A 16,125-nucleotide genomic window follows, 5' to 3' on the forward strand; every position below is an offset into this window, starting at 1 on the left:
CCCTTAGAACACTGTGCACAGAACTTCGCCGCCGACACCGGCAGCGCGCGCAGCGCGATCAGTCATCACACCTTTGTTGGTGGAGACGATAGACACGCCCAGACCGCCACGTACTTTCGGCAGATCGGTGACGGCCTTGTACTGGCGCAGGCCTGGACGGCTGGAGCGCTTCAGTTCCTCGATGACCGGACGGCCTTCGAAGTACTTCAGTTCGATCGACAGGGAAGGCTTGGCCTCACCAGTTACCTGGTAGCCAGCGATGTAACCTTCGTCCTTCAGAACTTTGGCAACCGCGACCTTCAGGGTAGAGGAAGGCATGCTTACGACGGACTTTTCAGCCATCTGGGCATTACGGATGCGAGTTAGCATGTCCGCTAACGGGTCCTGCATACTCATGGGCTAGATGCTCCTGATACAAGAATTATTAGCCTTGCGGCTATGACAACCACCCGAACGGTTTGGGCAAAAACCCAGGCTCAGGTGAGCCGGTCATTCTAGACACAAGGCAGAAACGAAACAAGCCCCATATAGGGGCTTGTTTGTTGGCAAGGTCACCGGCGGTCGGAAGATTGCTCCCCTTCCACCCGTGCCTTGCCTGCAGCGATTACCAGGAGGCCTTGACCAGGCCTGGTACGTCACCGCGCATTGCAGCTTGACGCAGCATGTTACGGCCCAGGCCGAACTTACGGTATACACCGTGAGGACGACCGGTCAGGCGGCAACGGTTGCGCAGGCGCGAGGCGCTAGCGTCGCGTGGCTGCTTCTGCAGAGCGACAACGGCAGCGAAACGCTCTTCTGGAGAGGCGTTCAGGTTGACGATGGTCGCTTTCAGCTCAGCACGCTTCTTAGCGAACTTTGCTACCGTGAGCTGACGCTTCAGCTCGCGGTTTTTCATGCTCTTCTTGGCCATTTTCCTACTCCAATCAGTTGCGGAACGGGAACTTGAAAGCACGCAGCAGAGCGCGGCCTTCGTCGTCCGAACGAGCAGTGGTGGTCAGGGTGATGTCCAAACCGCGCAGAGCATCGATCTTGTCGTAGTCGATTTCCGGGAAGATGATCTGCTCTTTCACGCCCATGCTGTAGTTGCCACGACCATCGAAGGACTTGGCATTCAGGCCGCGGAAGTCGCGAACCCGAGGCAGGGAGATCGCCAGCAGGCGGTCCAGGAATTCGTACATCTTGTCGCTACGCAGGGTCACCTTGACGCCGATCGGCCAGCCTTCGCGGACTTTGAAGCCAGCGATGGATTTGCGAGCGAAAGTCACGACCGGCTTTTGACCGGTGATCTTTTCCAGGTCGGCAACAGCGTGCTCGATGACTTTCTTGTCGCCGATCGCTTCGCCCAGACCCATGTTCAGGGTGATCTTGGTAACGCGCGGAACTTCCATCACGTTCGACAGCTTAAGTTCTTCCTTAAGCTTAGGAGCGATTTCGTTCCGGTAAATCTCTTTCAGTCGTGCCATGGTCTTCTACCTAGCAGTGTTCAAGCATCAACCGCTTTTTGGGTCGACTTGAAGACACGAATTTTTTTACCGTCTTCTACTTTGAAACCAACGCGGTCAGCCTTGTTGGTTTCACCGTTGAAGATGGCAACGTTGGAAGCGTGCAGAGGCGCTTCTTTCTCGACGATACCGCCCTGTACGCCCGCCATCGGGTTAGGCTTGGTATGACGCTTGACCAGGTTCACGCCACCGATAACCAGACGGTCATCAGCCAGAACCTTCAGCACCTTACCGCGCTTACCTTTGTCTTTGCCGGCGATCACGATGATCTCGTCGTCACGACGAATCTTTTGCATGTCGGATCTCCTTACAGCACTTCAGGGGCGAGCGAGACGATCTTCATGAACTTCTCAGTACGAAGTTCACGGGTCACTGGCCCGAAGATGCGAGTGCCGATCGGCTCTTGCTTGTTGTTCAGCAGAACAGCAGCGTTGCCGTCGAAACGAATGATGGAACCGTCAGCGCGACGAACACCATGACGGGTACGTACGACGACAGCGGTCATCACCTGGCCTTTTTTGACCTTACCGCGCGGAATTGCTTCCTTGACGGTTACTTTGATGATGTCACCGATACCGGCGTAACGGCGGTGCGAACCGCCGAGTACCTTGATGCACATGACGCGACGAGCGCCGCTGTTATCGGCCACATCGAGCATGGATTGAGTCTGAATCATAAAATTTCTCCGACCCCTAGCCCTTAGACTTCAACAGCGCGTTCGAGGACTTCAACCAGTGCCCAGGACTTGGTCTTGGCCAGCGGACGGGTTTCACGGATGGAAACCTTGTCGCCGATCTTGCACTGGTTGGCTTCGTCGTGCGCGTGCAGCTTAGTCGAACGCTTAACGTATTTACCGTAGATCGGGTGCTTTACGCGACGCTCGATCAGAACGGTGATGGTCTTGTCCATTTTGTCGCTGACGACACGGCCAGTCAGCGTACGGACGGTTTTTTCAGCTTCAGCCATGATCACTTACCTGCCTGCTGGTTGAGCACAGTTTTCACGCGAGCGATGTCACGCTTAACTTGCGAGAGCAGGTGCGACTGCCCCAACTGGCCAGTTGCTTTCTGCATACGCAGATTGAACTGGTCGCGCAGCAAGCCGAGCAGTTGCTCGTTCAGTTGCTGTGCCGATTTTTCACGAAGTTCATTCGCTTTCATCACATCACCGTCCGCTTAACAAAGGAGGTGGCGAGAGGCAGCTTTGCAGCAGCCAGGGCGAAAGCTTCGCGCGCCAGCTCTTCAGAAACACCCTCGATCTCGTACAGGACTTTGCCTGGCTGAATCTGGGCAACCCAGTATTCCACGGAGCCCTTACCTTTACCCATACGAACCTCAAGAGGTTTTTTGGAGATCGGCTTGTCCGGGAACACACGGATCCAGATCTTACCGCCACGCTTAACGTGACGGGTCAGCGCACGACGTGCGGACTCGATCTGGCGAGCGGTGAGGCGACCGCGAGCAACAGCTTTCAGGGCGAATTCGCCGAAGCTGACTTTGCTACCGCGCAGTGCCAGACCACGGTTGTGGCCAGTCATCTGCTTGCGGAATTTTGTACGCTTTGGTTGCAACATTTGGCGTACCCCTTACTTAGCAGCTTTTTTACGAGGCGCTGGTGCTTGTGGTTTCAGTTCTTCTTGGCGACCACCAATAACTTCGCCTTTGAAGATCCAAACCTTCACACCGATCACACCATAAGTGGTGTGAGCTTCGTAGGTGTTGTAGTCGATATCGGCACGCAGGGTGTGCAGAGGCACACGACCTTCGCGATACCACTCGGTACGAGCAATCTCAGCACCGCCGAGACGACCGCTCACCTGGATCTTGATGCCCTTGGCACCAATACGCATGGCGTTCTGTACCGCGCGCTTCATGGCGCGACGGAACATTACACGGCGTTCCAGCTGCTGAGCTACGCTCTGCGCAACCAGCATAGCGTCGAGTTCCGGCTTGCGGATCTCTTCGATGTTGATGTGCACAGGCACACCCATCTGCTTGGTCAGGTCCTGACGCAGCTTCTCGACATCTTCACCTTTCTTACCGATAACGATACCGGGACGAGCGGTGTGGATGGTGATGCGTGCAGTTTGAGCCGGACGATGAATATCGATACGGCTTACGGACGCGCTTTTTAGTTTGTCTTGGAGGTACTCACGCGTTTTCAGATCCTTCAACAGGTAATCTGCGTAAGTAGCACCGTCTGCGTACCAGACGGAGGTGTGCTCCTTGACGATTCCCAGGCGAATGCCAGTGGGATGTACTTTCTGACCCATCTGATCGACTCCGTTACTTGTCCGCAACCTTGACAGTGATATGGCAAGACCGCTTGACGATGCGATCAGCACGGCCTTTGGCACGTGGCATGATGCGCTTCAGCGAACGCCCTTCGTTGACGAAGACGGTGGAGACCTTCAGGTCATCAACGTCTGCGCCTTCGTTGTGTTCGGCGTTGGCTACGGCCGACTCGAGGACTTTCTTCATGATTTCAGCGGCTTTTTTGCTGCTGAAGGCCAACAGGTTGAGCGCTTCGCCCACCTTCTTCCCGCGGATCTGGTCGGCGACCAAGCGGGCTTTCTGGGCGGAGATGCGAGCGCCCGACAACTTAGCGGCTACTTCCATTTCCTTACCCCTTAACGCTTGGCTTTCTTGTCAGCCACGTGCCCGCGATAGGTGCGGGTACCGGCGAACTCGCCCAGTTTGTGGCCGACCATGTCTTCGTTCACGAGAACTGGAACATGCTGGCGACCGTTGTGAACCGCGATGGTCAGACCGACCATTTGTGGCAGGATCATCGAACGGCGCGACCAGGTTTTAACTGGCTTGCGATCGTTCTTCTCCACCGCCACTTCGACCTTCTTCAACAGGTGAAGATCGATAAAAGGACCTTTTTTCAGAGAACGTGGCACTGTCGTATCCCTCTAGTTACTTGCGACGACGGACGATCATGTTGTCGGTACGCTTATTACCACGGGTTTTAGCACCCTTGGTTGGGAAGCCCCATGGCGATACCGGATGACGACCACCGGAGGTACGACCTTCACCACCACCGTGTGGGTGGTCAACCGGGTTCATGGCAACACCACGAACGGTTGGGCGAACGCCGCGCCAGCGTTTGGCACCAGCTTTACCCAGCGAACGCAGGCTGTGCTCGGAGTTCGAGACTTCGCCCAGGGTCGCACGGCACTCAGCCAGGACTTTACGCATTTCACCAGAGCGCAGACGCAGGGTCACGTAGACACCTTCGCGAGCGATCAGCTGAGCCGAAGCACCAGCGGAACGAGCGATCTGAGCACCTTTACCCGGCTTCAGTTCGATGCCGTGAATGGTGCTACCTACTGGAATGTTGCGCAGCTGCAGGGAGTTACCGGCCTTGATTGGGGCCAGGGCACCTGCGATCAGCTGGTCGCCAGCGCTCACGCCTTTAGGCGCGATGATGTAGCGACGCTCACCGTCTGCGTAGCACAGCAGGGCGATGTGAGCAGTACGGTTTGGATCGTATTCGATACGCTCGACAGTGGCTGGAATGCCATCTTTGTCGTTGCGACGGAAGTCGACCAGACGGTAATGCTGCTTGTGACCACCACCAACGTGACGAGTGGTAATGCGGCCATTGTTGTTACGACCACCAGACTTCGATTTTTTCTCGATCAGCGGTGCGTGAGGAGCGCCTTTGTGCAGCTCCTTGTTGACCACCTTGACCACGAAACGGCGGCCAGGGGAAGTCGGTTTGCATTTAACGATTGCCATGATGCACCCCTTCCTTACTCAGCACTGCTGCTGAAATCGAGATCTTGGCCTGGCTGAAGGGAGACGATCGCCTTCTTCCAGTCATTACGCTTGCCCAGACCACGTGCGGTACGCTTGGTTTTACCCAGAACGTTAACAGTCGACACGTTTTCAACTTTTACGTTGAACAGGCCTTCGACAGCTTTCTTGATTTCCAGCTTGGTTGCATCAGTAGCAACCTTGAATACGAACTGGCCTTTTTTCTCAGCCAGAACGGTAGCCTTCTCGGAAACGTGCGGGCCAAGGAGGACTTTGAATACGCGTTCCTGGTTCATCCCAGCAGCTCCTCGAATTTCTTCACGGCCGAGACAGTGATCAACACTTTCTCGTATGCGATCAGACTGACCGGGTCGGAACCTTGTACGTCACGTACATCGACGTGCGGCAGGTTACGAGCAGCCAGGTACAGGTTCTGATCAACAGCGTCGGAAACGATCAATACGTCGCTCAGACCCATGCCGTTCAGCTTGTTCAGCAGATCTTTGGTTTTCGGTGCTTCAACAGCGAAGTCCTGAACCACGACCAGACGGTCGCTACGCACCAGCTCAGCGAGGATGGAGCGCAGAGCTGCGCGATACATCTTCTTGTTGAGCTTTTGCGAGTGATCTTGAGGGCGAGCTGCGAAGGTTACACCACCGCCACGCCAGATCGGACCACGAGTGGTACCAGCACGAGCACGGCCAGTACCCTTCTGACGCCATGGGCGCTTACCGCCACCAGCCACGTCGGAACGGGTCTTCTGCTGCTTGGTACCCTGACGGCCGCCAGCCATGTAGGCCACGACTGCTTGGTGAACCAGCGTCTCGTTGAATTCGCCACCGAAAGTCAGTTCGGAAACTTCGATCGCCTGAGCGTCATTTACATTAAGTTGCATGTCAGTTTCCCCTTAACCGCGAGCCTTGACAGCTGGACGTACAACCACGTCGCCGCCAGTAGCGCCAGGTACGGCACCCTTGATCAGCAGCAGGTTGCGTTCAGCGTCTACGCGAACTACTTCCAGGGACTGAACAGTCACGCGCTCGGCGCCCATGTGACCGGACATTTTCTTGCCCTTGAACACACGACCAGGAGTCTGGCACTGGCCGATGGAACCAGGAACACGGTGCGACACGGAGTTACCGTGGGTGTTGTCCTGACCACGGAAGTTCCAGCGCTTGATGGTACCGGCGAAGCCTTTACCTTTGGACTGACCAGTAACGTCAACCAGCTGGCCTGCAGTGAAGAGTTCAGCTTTGATCAGATCGCCAGCCTGGAAATCGCCTTCTTCAAGACGGAACTCCCAAACACCGCGACCAGCGGCAACGTTGGCCTTGGCGAAGTGGCCTGCCTGAGCGGCAGTCACACGCGAAGCACGACGCTCGCCGACAGTGACTTGCACTGCACGGTAGCCATCGGTTTCTTCAGTTTTGAACTGGGTGACGCGATTCGGCTCGATCTCAATGACCGTGACCGGAATGGAGACACCTTCTTCGGTGAAAATGCGGGTCATACCGCACTTGCGACCGATTACACCAATAGTCATGTTGTAAACCTCATGAGTGTACGGGGCTTTCACCCGCTATGGCCGCCCATTTCAGAGCGTTACACGACTAGACCGAAGTCTTAGCCGAGGCTGATCTGTACTTCCACACCTGCCGCCAGATCAAGCTTCATCAGCGCGTCAACGGTTTTATCCGTTGGCTGGACGATGTCCAGAACACGCTTATGAGTGCGAATCTCGTACTGGTCACGCGCGTCTTTGTTGACGTGCGGGGAGACCAGAACGGTGAAACGCTCTTTGCGGGTAGGCAGTGGAATTGGACCACGCACTTGTGCACCAGTACGTTTCGCGGTTTCCACGATTTCCTGGGTGGATTGGTCGATCAGGCGATGGTCGAAAGCCTTCAACCTGATACGGATTTGCTGATTTTGCATTGGATTTCAGACTCCAGGCTGTTCCCAACGGACGCACTACGCCCGCTAAAAGGAGGCGTGATTCTATAGACGCCCCCAATTAGTGTCAACCCAATAAAAAAAACCCCCGCTGAGCGGGGGTTTTTTTCAATCGGTCGAGTGATTACTCGATGATTTTGGCCACAACGCCGGCGCCGACGGTACGACCGCCTTCACGGATAGCGAAGCGCAGACCGTCTTCCATTGCGATGGTCTTGATCAGGGTAACAGTCATCTGAATGTTGTCACCTGGCATTACCATTTCAACGCCTTCCGGCAGTTCGCAGTTACCGGTCACGTCAGTGGTACGGAAGTAGAACTGTGGACGGTAGCCTTTGAAGAACGGAGTGTGACGGCCGCCTTCTTCCTTCGACAGGACGTAGACTTCTGCGGTGAACTTGGTGTGCGGCTTGACCGAACCTGGCTTGACCAGAACCTGACCACGCTCAACGTCGTCACGCTTGGTGCCACGCAGCAGAACGCCGCAGTTCTCGCCAGCACGACCTTCGTCCAGCAGCTTGCGGAACATCTCAACACCGGTGCAGGTGGTGGTGGTGGTGTCACGCAGACCAACGATTTCCAGCGGATCCTGAACGCGGACGATACCACGCTCGATACGACCGGTAACAACGGTACCACGACCCGAGATCGAGAATACGTCTTCGATCGGCATCAGGAACGGCTGGTCGATGGCACGAACTGGCTCAGGAATGTAGCTGTCCAGAGTTTCTACCAGCTTCTTAACAGCGGTAGTGCCCATTTCGTTGTCGTCTTTGCCTTCCAGCGCCATACGAGCCGAACCGATGATGATCGGGGTGTCGTCGCCTGGGAAGTCATAGGTGGACAGCAGGTCGCGAACTTCCATCTCGACCAGTTCCAGCAGTTCAGCGTCGTCTACCAGGTCAGCCTTGTTCAGGAAGACCACGATGTACGGAACGCCTACCTGACGGGACAGCAGGATGTGCTCACGGGTTTGTGGCATCGGACCATCGGCGGCCGAGCAAACCAGGATCGCGCCGTCCATCTGGGCAGCACCGGTGATCATGTTCTTCACGTAGTCAGCGTGACCTGGGCAGTCAACGTGAGCGTAGTGACGAATGGTCGAGTTGTACTCAACGTGAGCGGTGTTGATGGTGATACCGCGCGCTTTTTCTTCCGGAGCCGAGTCGATCTTGTCGAACTCAACGATTGCCGAACCGAAAACTTCGGAGCAAACGCGAGTCAGAGCTGCGGTCAGAGTGGTCTTACCGTGGTCAACGTGGCCGATGGTGCCGACGTTAACGTGGGGAAGGGAACGATCAAATTTTTCTTTAGCCACGACAGTGAACCTCTTGCCTAAAGGGGATTAGCCTTGTTTTTTAACGAGTGCTTCGACGATGTTCGACGGAGCTTCGGCGTATTTGGAGAATTCCATGGAGTAGCTTGCGCGACCCTGAGACATGGAACGAACGTCGGTTGCGTAACCGAACATTTCTCCGAGCGGTACTTCAGCACGGACGACACGGCCAGAGACCGACTCATCCATACCCTGGACCAGACCACGACGACGGTTCAGGTCACCCATCACGTCACCCAGGTAGTCTTCCGGGGTTACAACTTCGACTTTCATGATCGGCTCGAGAACCACGCCACCGCCCTTCTGGGCCAGTTGCTTGGTCGCCATCGAAGCAGCGATTTTGAACGCCATTTCGTTGGAGTCGACGTCGTGGTACGAACCGTCGAATACCGCGGCCTTCAGGCCGATCAGAGGATAACCGGCAACAACTCCGTTTTTCATCTGCTCTTCGATACCCTTCTGGATCGCAGGGATGTATTCCTTAGGAATCACACCACCAACGACTTCGTTGGAGAACACCAGACCTTCAGTGATGTTGCCCTTGTCGTCCACGTCCGGCTCGGAGAAGCGAACCCAGCAGTGACCGAACTGACCACGACCACCCGACTGACGAACGAACTTGCCTTCGATCTCGACGTTGGATTTGGTGATCTTCTCGCGGTACGAAACCTGCGGCTTGCCGATGTTGGCTTCGACGTTGAATTCGCGCTTCATGCGGTCAACGAGGATATCCAGGTGCAGCTCACCCATACCGGAGATGATGGTCTGACCGGTTTCTTCATCGGTCTTGACGCGGAACGATGGGTCTTCCTGAGCCAGCTTGCCCAGTGCGATACCCATCTTCTCCTGGTCCTGCTTGGTTTTCGGCTCTACAGAGAGCGAAATCACAGGCTCAGGGAAGTCCATACGCTCAAGGATGATCGGCTTGTCGGCGTTGCACAGGGTATCACCAGTGGTGACGTCCTTCATGCCGATCAGAGCAGCGATGTCGCCTGCACGTACTTCTTTGATCTCTTCACGCTGGTTGGCGTGCATCTGGACCATACGACCAACGCGCTCTTTCTTGCCTTTGACCGAGTTGATGACGGAGTCACCGGAGGTCAGGAAGCCCGAGTAAACGCGAACGAAGGTCAGAGTACCAACGAACGGGTCGGTGGCAATCTTGAAGGCCAGGGCCGAGAACGGCTCGTCGTCGTCAGCATGACGCTCGTCGAACTGCTCTGGCTTGACTTCGTCCTTAGGCACGTCGATCAGGTCAGGGTGGATACCCTTGATCGCAGGGATCTCGGTCGGAGCTGGCAGGAAGTCGATAACGGCATCGAGAACCAGGGGAACACCCTTGTTCTTGAACGACGAACCGCAGACAGCCGGAACGATCTCGCTGGCCAGGGTGCGCGCGCGCAGGCCTGCCTTGATCTCTTCGACGGACAGCTCACCTTCTTCAAGGTACTTGTTCATCAGCTCTTCGGTGGCTTCGGCGGCGGCTTCAACCATGTTGTTGCGCCATTCGTTAGCCAGCTCGACCATATCCGCAGGAATTTCTTCCTCGCGGTAGGTAGTACCCTTGTCGTCGTCGTTCCAGTAGATAGCCTTCATCTTGATCAGGTCAACCTGACCCTGGAAGTTATCTTCCGAACCGATGGCCAGCTGAACAGGAACCGGAGTGTGACCCAGACGGTTCTTGATCTGACCTACGACGCGCAGGAAGTTTGCACCAGCACGGTCCATCTTGTTCACGTAAACAACACGCGGAACGCCGTACTTGTTGGCCTGACGCCATACGGTTTCGGACTGCGGCTCAACGCCGGAGGTGCCACAGAACACAACGACCGCGCCGTCGAGTACACGCAGCGAACGCTCTACTTCAATGGTGAAGTCAACGTGGCCAGGGGTATCGATGACGTTTACGCGGTAGTTGTCATACTGACCACGGGAACCCTTCCAGAAGGTGGTAACGGCAGCGGAGGTAATGGTGATACCCCGCTCCTGCTCCTGCACCATCCAGTCGGTGGTCGCGGCGCCGTCATGCACCTCGCCCATTTTGTGGCTCAGACCTGTGTAGAACAGGATCCGCTCGGTAGTGGTGGTCTTGCCCGCGTCAACGTGGGCACAGATACCAATGTTACGGTAGCGGTTAATTGCTGTAGTACGAGCCATAAAGCCCTCGCAAAAAGATTGATGCTTGAATTAGAAGCGGTAGTGCGAGAACGCTTTGTTGGCTTCAGCCATACGGTGAACGTCTTCACGCTTCTTGACTGCAGCACCCTTGCCTTCGGCAGCATCCAGCAGCTCGCCGGCCAGACGCAGAGCCATCGACTTCTCGCCGCGCTTGCGGGCGTAGTCTACGAGCCAGCGCATTGCCAGAGCGTTACGACGGGATGGACGAACTTCAACCGGAACCTGGTAAGTGGCACCGCCGACACGACGGGACTTTACTTCGACCAGCGGAGCGATGGCGTCGAGAGCTTTCTCGAAGATTTCCAGGGGGTCGCTGTTCTTGCGTGCTTTGACGGTATCCAGGGCACCGTAAACGATGCGCTCGGCTACGGCCTTCTTGCCGCTTTCCATCACGTGGTTCATGAACTTCGCGAGGATCTGGGATCCGTACTTCGGATCGTCAAGGATCTCACGTTTTGCTGCTACACGACGTCTTGGCATGATAAGCCCTCAAACGGTCTTCAGGTTAGCCCGGGACCAGGTCATTCGACCCACGCCCGACCTTACTCTTATCGACTCAAAAAAATGGATGTCTGCAAACGACCGATTACTTCGGACGCTTGGTACCGTACTTCGAACGACCCTGGTTACGGCCTTTAACGCCCGAAGTATCCAGAGAGCCGCGAACGGTGTGGTAACGAACACCTGGCAAGTCTTTTACACGGCCGCCACGAATCAGGACGACGCTGTGCTCTTGCAGGTTGTGGCCTTCACCACCGATGTACGAGGAAACCTCGAAACCGTTGGTCAGACGCACACGGCATACTTTACGCAGTGCCGAGTTAGGTTTTTTCGGCGTGGTGGTGTACACACGGGTGCACACGCCACGACGCTGCGGGCAGTTCTGCAGCGCAGGAACGTCGGACTTCTCGACCGAACGCTTACGCGGCTGACGTACCAGCTGGTTGATAGTTGCCATCTACTAGCTCCACTGATTGTCTTGCGACTCTATTGTCTTGCAAGAAAGCCAAAAATTGGCGAGACGGAGCCTCACCAAATTTAAGGGTACAAAAGTCTAAAGAGGATCTTGCACCCAGTCAAGACGAGGCCCCGGCCCTCCCCGCCCGATCATCGGCAACATTTCATGTCGCCGATGCTCGCCCGAGGCTTGCCGGGGCCTTGCCCTGTACTTAGTTACCGCTGGAATTCAGCGCTTCGGTCAGTGCAGCTTCCACTTCACTGGCGCTTACACGCAGCGGTTTGTCGGCATCACGGCGACGCTTACGCTCGCTGTGGTAGGCCAGACCAGTACCAGCCGGGATCAGACGACCCACGACCACGTTCTCTTTCAGGCCGCGCAGGTAGTCGCGCTTGCCGGTTACAGCCGCTTCGGTCAGTACGCGGGTGGTTTCCTGGAAGGAAGCCGCGGAGATGAACGACTCGGTGGACAGCGAGGCCTTGGTGATACCCAGCAGCACACGGGTGAACTTGGAGATGAACTTGTCCTCGCCAGCGAGACGCTCGTTCTCTACCAGCACCTGAGTCAGTTCCATCTGGTCGCCCTTGATGAAGCTGGAATCGCCCGACTCGGAGATCTCGACCTTGCGCAGCATCTGACGCAGGATGGTCTCGATGTGCTTGTCGTTGATCTTCACGCCTTGCAGACGGTAAACATCCTGGATCTCGTTGACGATGTACTTCGCCAGCGCGCTCACACCCAGCAGACGCAGGATGTCATGCGGATCGCTCGGGCCGTCGGAGATAACTTCGCCGCGGTTTACCTGTTCACCTTCGAAGACGTTCAGGTGGCGCCACTTCGGAATCAGCTCTTCGTACGGATCGCTACCGTCGGTCGGAGTGATTACCAGGCGACGCTTGCCCTTGGTCTCTTTACCGAATGCGATGGTGCCGCTGACTTCAGCCAGAATCGAGGCTTCTTTCGGACGACGCGCTTCGAACAGGTCGGCAACACGCGGCAGACCACCGGTAATGTCACGGGTCTTCGACGTTTCTTGCGGGATACGCGCGATAACGTCACCAACACCGATCTGCGCACCGTCAGCCACACCGACAAGGGCGTTGGCTGGCAGGAAGTACTGGGCAGGTACGTCGGTACCTGGCAGGTACAGGTCCTTGCCTGAGGCATCGACCATCTTGATTGCTGGACGGATTTCCTTGCCTGCGGCAGGGCGATCCTTGACGTCCAGTACTTCAATGTTGGTCAAGCCAGTCAGTTCATCGGTCTGACGCTTGATGGTGATGTTTTCTTCCATGCCCACGAAGGTCACGGTACCTTTCAGCTCGGTAACGATCGGGTGAGTGTGCGGGTCCCACTTGGCAACGATGGCGCCAGCTTCGACCTTTTCACCTTCCTTGACCGAAATCACCGCACCGTAAGGCAGCTTGTAGCGCTCACGCTCACGACCGAACTCGTCGGCAATCGCCAACTCACCCGAACGCGATACGGCAACCAGGTTACCGTCGGCACGCTCAACCTGCTTCAGGTTGTGCAGACGCACCATACCGCCATTCTTCACCTGGACGCTGTCGGCAGCCGAAGTACGGCTTGCGGCACCACCGATGTGGAACGTACGCATGGTCAGCTGGGTACCCGGCTCACCGATCGACTGGGCAGCGATAACGCCGACAGCTTCACCGATGTTCACCTGATGACCGCGAGCCAGGTCACGACCGTAGCACTTGGCGCAGATGCCGTAGCGGGTTTCGCAGTTGATCGGCGAACGCACGATCACTTCGTCGATGCTGTTCAGCTCGATGAACTCAACCCACTGCTCGTCGACCAAGGTACCGGCCGGAACGATAACGTCCTCGGTGCCTGGCTTGAACACGTCACGGGCGATGACACGACCCAATACACGCTCACCCAGCGGCTCTACAACGTCGCCGCCTTCGATGTGTGGCGTCATCACCAGGCCCTGATCGGTGCCGCAGTCGATCTCGGTCACAACCAGATCCTGGGCAACGTCCACCAGACGACGAGTCAGGTAACCGGAGTTAGCGGTTTTCAGTGCGGTATCCGCCAGACCCTTACGAGCACCGTGAGTCGAGATGAAGTACTGAAGTACGCTCAGACCTTCACGGAAGTTCGCAGTGATCGGCGTCTCGATGATGGAGCCGTCCGGCTTGGCCATCAGACCACGCATACCGGCCAGCTGACGGATCTGGGCTGCGGAACCCCGCGCACCCGAGTCAGCCATCATGTACATCGAGTTGAAGGACTCTTGCTCGACTTCCTTGCCTTCGCGGTCGATGACCTTCTCTTTCGAGAGGTTGGCCATCATCGCCTTGGACACTTCGTCGTTCGCCTTCGACCACAAGTCGATGACCTTGTTGTACTTCTCGCCCTGGGTTACCAGACCGGAGGCGTACTGGCTCTCGATTTCCTTCACTTCGTCGGTAGCGTTACCGATGATGCGGGCTTTCTCGTCCGGGATAACGAAGTCGTTAACACCGATGGAAACGCCGGAAATGGTCGAGTAAGCGAAACCGGTGTACATCAGCTGGTCGGCGAAGATAACGGTCTCTTTCAGACCAACCACGCGATAGCACTGGTTGATCAGCTTAGAGATCGCCTTTTTCTTCATCGGCTGGTTGACCACGTCGTACGGCAGACCTGCTGGCACAACCTGGAACAGCAGCGCACGACCGACGGTGGTGTCGACGATGCGGGTGTTCTTGACCACCGAGCCATCACGCTCTTTCACGGTTTCGTTGATACGAACCTTGATTTTCGCGTGCAGGGCGGCTTCGCCGGCGCGGAATACGCGGTCGACTTCCTGCAGGTCGGCGAACACGCGACCCTCGCCCTTGGCATTGATCGCTTCACGGGTCATGTAATACAGACCCAGTACAACGTCCTGCGACGGAACGATGATTGGCTCACCGTTGGCTGGCGACAGGATGTTGTTGGTCGACATCATCAGCGCACGCGCTTCGAGCTGGGCTTCCAGGGTCAGCGGCACGTGAACGGCCATCTGGTCGCCGTCGAAGTCGGCGTTGTACGCAGCACAGACCAGCGGGTGCAGCTGGATAGCCTTACCTTCGATCAGTACGGGTTCAAACGCCTGGATACCCAGACGGTGAAGAGTCGGTGCACGGTTGAGCAGTACGGGGTGTTCGCGAATCACTTCGGCGAGAACGTCCCACACCTCTGGCAGCTCGCGCTCGACCATCTTCTTGGCAGCCTTGATGGTGGTCGCCAGACCACGCATTTCCAGCTTGCCGAAAATGAACGGCTTGAACAGCTCGAGGGCCATCTTCTTCGGCAGACCGCACTGGTGCAGACGCAGGGTCGGACCTACGGTAATTACCGAACGGCCCGAGTAGTCAACACGCTTACCGAGCAAGTTCTGACGGAAGCGACCTTGCTTACCTTTGATCATGTCGGCCAGGGACTTCAGCGGACGCTTGTTCGAGCCAGTGATGGCGCGACCACGGCGGCCGTTGTCCAGCAGGGCGTCGACCGCTTCCTGCAGCATGCGCTTTTCGTTGCGCACGATGATGTCCGGCGCCGACAGATCCAGCAGGCGCTTCAGACGGTTGTTACGGTTGATCACCCGACGATACAGGTCGTTCAGGTCGGAAGTCGCGAAACGGCCACCATCCAGCGGAACCAGCGGACGCAGGTCCGGCGGCAGCACTGGCAGGACGGTCAGGACCATCCACTCAGGCAGGTTGCCCGAGCCCTGGAAAGCTTCCATCAGCTTCAGACGCTTGGAAAGCTTCTTGATCTTGGTTTCCGAGTTGGTCTGCGGAATTTCTTCGCGCAGGCGGCCGATCTCGTGCTCCAGGTCGATAGCGTGCAGCAGCTCGCGGACAGCCTCGGCACCCATGCGGGCGTCAAAGTCGTCACCGAACTCTTCCAGCGCTTCGAAGTACTGCTCGTCGTTCAGCAGCTGACCCTTTTCCAGGGTAGTCATGCCCGGGTCGATAACGACATAGCTCTCGAAGTAGAGCACGCGCTCGATATCACGCAGGGTCATGTCCATCAGCAGGCCGATACGGGACGGCAGCGACTTCAGGAACCAGATGTGGGCAACCGGCGAGGCCAGCTCGATGTGCGCCATGCGCTCACGACGAACCTTCGCCAGGGCAACTTCAACGCCGCACTTCTCGCAGATTACGCCGCGGTGCTTGAGGCGCTTGTACTTGCCGCACAGGCACTCGTAGTCCTTGACTGGGCCAAAGATCTTGGCGCAGAACAGGCCGTCACGCTCAGGCTTGAACGTACGGTAGTTGATGGTTTCCGGCTTCTTAACTTCACCGAACGACCACGAACGGATCATTTCAGGCGACGCCAGACCGATGCGGATGGCGTCGAACTCTTCGACTTGACCCTGGTTTTTCAGCAAATTCAGTAGGTCTTTCAAGGCCTTTCCTCCTGGCGGAGCAG

21 protein-coding genes are annotated in these 16,125 nt (G+C 56.7%); all 21 read right to left on the reverse strand.

Annotation, left to right across the window (positions count from 1 at the left end):
• Positions 1-3 precede the first annotated feature (3 nt).
• The 21 genes from rpsH to rpoC all read right to left on the reverse strand — a co-directional run bounded on the left by rpsH (position 4) and on the right by rpoC (position 16,102).
• Positions 4-396 (reverse strand): 30S ribosomal protein S8, encoded by a 393-nt coding sequence (gene rpsH / locus V6093_RS15455; RefSeq protein ID WP_003255471.1) that lies wholly within the window; start codon positions 394-396, stop codon positions 4-6.
• 208 nt (positions 397-604) lie between these two features.
• Positions 605-910 carry a 30S ribosomal protein S14 gene (gene rpsN, locus V6093_RS15460; protein WP_003255472.1) on the reverse strand — a complete coding sequence of 102 codons (306 nt, stop codon included), beginning with the start codon at positions 908-910 and terminating at the stop codon, positions 605-607.
• Positions 911-923: 13 nt separating this feature from the next.
• Positions 924-1,463 (reverse strand): 50S ribosomal protein L5, encoded by a 540-nt coding sequence (gene rplE / locus V6093_RS15465; RefSeq protein ID WP_003255474.1) that lies wholly within the window; start codon positions 1,461-1,463, stop codon positions 924-926.
• Between the two features lie 20 nt (positions 1,464-1,483).
• Positions 1,484-1,798 carry a 50S ribosomal protein L24 gene (gene rplX, locus V6093_RS15470; RefSeq protein WP_003255476.1) on the reverse strand — a complete coding sequence of 105 codons (315 nt, stop codon included), beginning with the start codon at positions 1,796-1,798 and terminating at the stop codon, positions 1,484-1,486.
• Between the two features lie 11 nt (positions 1,799-1,809).
• Positions 1,810-2,178: a 50S ribosomal protein L14 gene (gene rplN, locus V6093_RS15475; protein ID WP_002555479.1), complete on the reverse strand. Its 369-nt coding sequence runs from the start codon at positions 2,176-2,178 to the stop codon at positions 1,810-1,812.
• A gap of 23 nt (positions 2,179-2,201) precedes the next feature.
• On the reverse strand, positions 2,202-2,468 hold the full coding sequence (gene rpsQ, locus V6093_RS15480; protein WP_003255478.1) for a 30S ribosomal protein S17: 267 nt from the start codon (positions 2,466-2,468) through the stop codon (positions 2,202-2,204).
• A gap of 2 nt (positions 2,469-2,470) precedes the next feature.
• Positions 2,471-2,662, reverse strand: a complete 192-nt coding sequence (rpmC, locus tag V6093_RS15485; RefSeq protein ID WP_002555481.1) for a 50S ribosomal protein L29 — start codon at positions 2,660-2,662, stop codon at positions 2,471-2,473.
• Positions 2,662-3,075, reverse strand: a complete 414-nt coding sequence (gene rplP / locus V6093_RS15490) for a 50S ribosomal protein L16 (protein ID WP_003255479.1) — start codon at positions 3,073-3,075, stop codon at positions 2,662-2,664. Before rplP ends, rpmC begins: the two co-directional genes overlap by 1 nt.
• A 12-nt stretch (positions 3,076-3,087) precedes the next feature.
• Positions 3,088-3,774 carry a 30S ribosomal protein S3 gene (gene rpsC / locus V6093_RS15495; protein WP_003255481.1) on the reverse strand — a complete coding sequence of 229 codons (687 nt, stop codon included), beginning with the start codon at positions 3,772-3,774 and terminating at the stop codon, positions 3,088-3,090.
• 13 nt (positions 3,775-3,787) lie between these two features.
• On the reverse strand, positions 3,788-4,120 hold the full coding sequence (gene rplV / locus V6093_RS15500; protein ID WP_003103908.1) for a 50S ribosomal protein L22: 333 nt from the start codon (positions 4,118-4,120) through the stop codon (positions 3,788-3,790).
• 11 nt (positions 4,121-4,131) lie between these two features.
• Positions 4,132-4,407, reverse strand: a complete 276-nt coding sequence (gene rpsS / locus V6093_RS15505) for a 30S ribosomal protein S19 (protein WP_003255482.1) — start codon at positions 4,405-4,407, stop codon at positions 4,132-4,134.
• 16 nt (positions 4,408-4,423) lie between these two features.
• Positions 4,424-5,248 carry a 50S ribosomal protein L2 gene (rplB, locus tag V6093_RS15510; RefSeq protein WP_003255483.1) on the reverse strand — a complete coding sequence of 275 codons (825 nt, stop codon included), beginning with the start codon at positions 5,246-5,248 and terminating at the stop codon, positions 4,424-4,426.
• 14 nt (positions 5,249-5,262) lie between these two features.
• Positions 5,263-5,562 (reverse strand): 50S ribosomal protein L23, encoded by a 300-nt coding sequence (rplW, locus tag V6093_RS15515; protein ID WP_003255484.1) that lies wholly within the window; start codon positions 5,560-5,562, stop codon positions 5,263-5,265.
• The gene (rplD, locus tag V6093_RS15520; RefSeq protein WP_003255485.1) at positions 5,559-6,161 is read right to left on the reverse strand and encodes a 50S ribosomal protein L4; all 603 of its coding nucleotides are present in this window, start codon (positions 6,159-6,161) and stop codon (positions 5,559-5,561) included. The genes rplW and rplD overlap by 4 nt, the downstream gene beginning before the upstream one ends.
• 12 nt (positions 6,162-6,173) lie before the next feature.
• On the reverse strand, positions 6,174-6,809 hold the full coding sequence (rplC, locus tag V6093_RS15525) for a 50S ribosomal protein L3 (protein ID WP_003255486.1): 636 nt from the start codon (positions 6,807-6,809) through the stop codon (positions 6,174-6,176).
• Between the two features lie 80 nt (positions 6,810-6,889).
• Positions 6,890-7,201, reverse strand: coding sequence for a 30S ribosomal protein S10 (rpsJ, locus tag V6093_RS15530; protein ID WP_003186070.1), 312 nt, complete (start codon positions 7,199-7,201; stop codon positions 6,890-6,892).
• Positions 7,202-7,343: 142 nt separating this feature from the next.
• Positions 7,344-8,537, reverse strand: a complete 1,194-nt coding sequence (tuf, locus tag V6093_RS15535; protein ID WP_003255489.1) for an elongation factor Tu — start codon at positions 8,535-8,537, stop codon at positions 7,344-7,346.
• A gap of 27 nt (positions 8,538-8,564) precedes the next feature.
• Complete coding sequence (fusA, locus tag V6093_RS15540) at positions 8,565-10,712, reverse strand: elongation factor G (RefSeq protein ID WP_003255490.1); 2,148 nt, start codon at positions 10,710-10,712, stop codon at positions 8,565-8,567.
• Positions 10,713-10,742: 30 nt separating this feature from the next.
• Positions 10,743-11,213, reverse strand: a complete 471-nt coding sequence (gene rpsG, locus V6093_RS15545; protein ID WP_003246741.1) for a 30S ribosomal protein S7 — start codon at positions 11,211-11,213, stop codon at positions 10,743-10,745.
• 106 nt (positions 11,214-11,319) lie between these two features.
• Complete coding sequence (gene rpsL / locus V6093_RS15550; protein WP_003255492.1) at positions 11,320-11,691, reverse strand: 30S ribosomal protein S12; 372 nt, start codon at positions 11,689-11,691, stop codon at positions 11,320-11,322.
• 211 nt (positions 11,692-11,902) lie between these two features.
• Positions 11,903-16,102 carry a DNA-directed RNA polymerase subunit beta' gene (gene rpoC, locus V6093_RS15555; RefSeq protein ID WP_003255493.1) on the reverse strand — a complete coding sequence of 1,400 codons (4,200 nt, stop codon included), beginning with the start codon at positions 16,100-16,102 and terminating at the stop codon, positions 11,903-11,905.
• Positions 16,103-16,125: the final 23 nt, after the last annotated feature.

The sequence above is a fragment of the Pseudomonas putida group bacterium ESBL64 genome (assembly GCF_045277175.1).
Taxonomy (GTDB): domain Bacteria; phylum Pseudomonadota; class Gammaproteobacteria; order Pseudomonadales; family Pseudomonadaceae; genus Aquipseudomonas; species Aquipseudomonas alloputida.

Bases quoted from the DNA above. Each gene is read 5' to 3' on its own strand.
- rplP (WP_003255479.1), bottom strand. From the start codon at position 3,075: ATGTTGCAACCAAAGCGTACAAAATTCCGCAAGCAGATGACTGGCCAC.
- rpsQ (WP_003255478.1), bottom strand. From the start codon at position 2,468: ATGGCTGAAGCTGAAAAAACCGTCCGTACGCTGACTGGCCGTGTCGTC.
- rpsL (WP_003255492.1), bottom strand. From the start codon at position 11,691: ATGGCAACTATCAACCAGCTGGTACGTCAGCCGCGTAAGCGTTCGGTC.
- rpsH (WP_003255471.1), bottom strand. From the start codon at position 396: ATGAGTATGCAGGACCCGTTAGCGGACATGCTAACTCGCATCCGTAAT.
- rplV (WP_003103908.1), bottom strand. From the start codon at position 4,120: ATGGAAGTAGCCGCTAAGTTGTCGGGCGCTCGCATCTCCGCCCAGAAA.
- rplB (WP_003255483.1), bottom strand. From the start codon at position 5,248: ATGGCAATCGTTAAATGCAAACCGACTTCCCCTGGCCGCCGTTTCGTG.
- rplW (WP_003255484.1), bottom strand. From the start codon at position 5,562: ATGAACCAGGAACGCGTATTCAAAGTCCTCCTTGGCCCGCACGTTTCC.
- fusA (WP_003255490.1), bottom strand. From the start codon at position 10,712: ATGGCTCGTACTACAGCAATTAACCGCTACCGTAACATTGGTATCTGT.
- rpmC (WP_002555481.1), bottom strand. From the start codon at position 2,662: ATGAAAGCGAATGAACTTCGTGAAAAATCGGCACAGCAACTGAACGAG.
- rplD (WP_003255485.1), bottom strand. From the start codon at position 6,161: ATGCAACTTAATGTAAATGACGCTCAGGCGATCGAAGTTTCCGAACTG.
- rpsJ (WP_003186070.1), bottom strand. From the start codon at position 7,201: ATGCAAAATCAGCAAATCCGTATCAGGTTGAAGGCTTTCGACCATCGC.
- rplE (WP_003255474.1), bottom strand. From the start codon at position 1,463: ATGGCACGACTGAAAGAGATTTACCGGAACGAAATCGCTCCTAAGCTT.
- rpsG (WP_003246741.1), bottom strand. From the start codon at position 11,213: ATGCCAAGACGTCGTGTAGCAGCAAAACGTGAGATCCTTGACGATCCG.
- rplC (WP_003255486.1), bottom strand. From the start codon at position 6,809: ATGACTATTGGTGTAATCGGTCGCAAGTGCGGTATGACCCGCATTTTC.
- rplN (WP_002555479.1), bottom strand. From the start codon at position 2,178: ATGATTCAGACTCAATCCATGCTCGATGTGGCCGATAACAGCGGCGCT.
- rplX (WP_003255476.1), bottom strand. From the start codon at position 1,798: ATGCAAAAGATTCGTCGTGACGACGAGATCATCGTGATCGCCGGCAAA.
- rpsN (WP_003255472.1), bottom strand. From the start codon at position 910: ATGGCCAAGAAGAGCATGAAAAACCGCGAGCTGAAGCGTCAGCTCACG.
- rpsC (WP_003255481.1), bottom strand. From the start codon at position 3,774: ATGGGTCAGAAAGTACATCCCACTGGCATTCGCCTGGGAATCGTCAAG.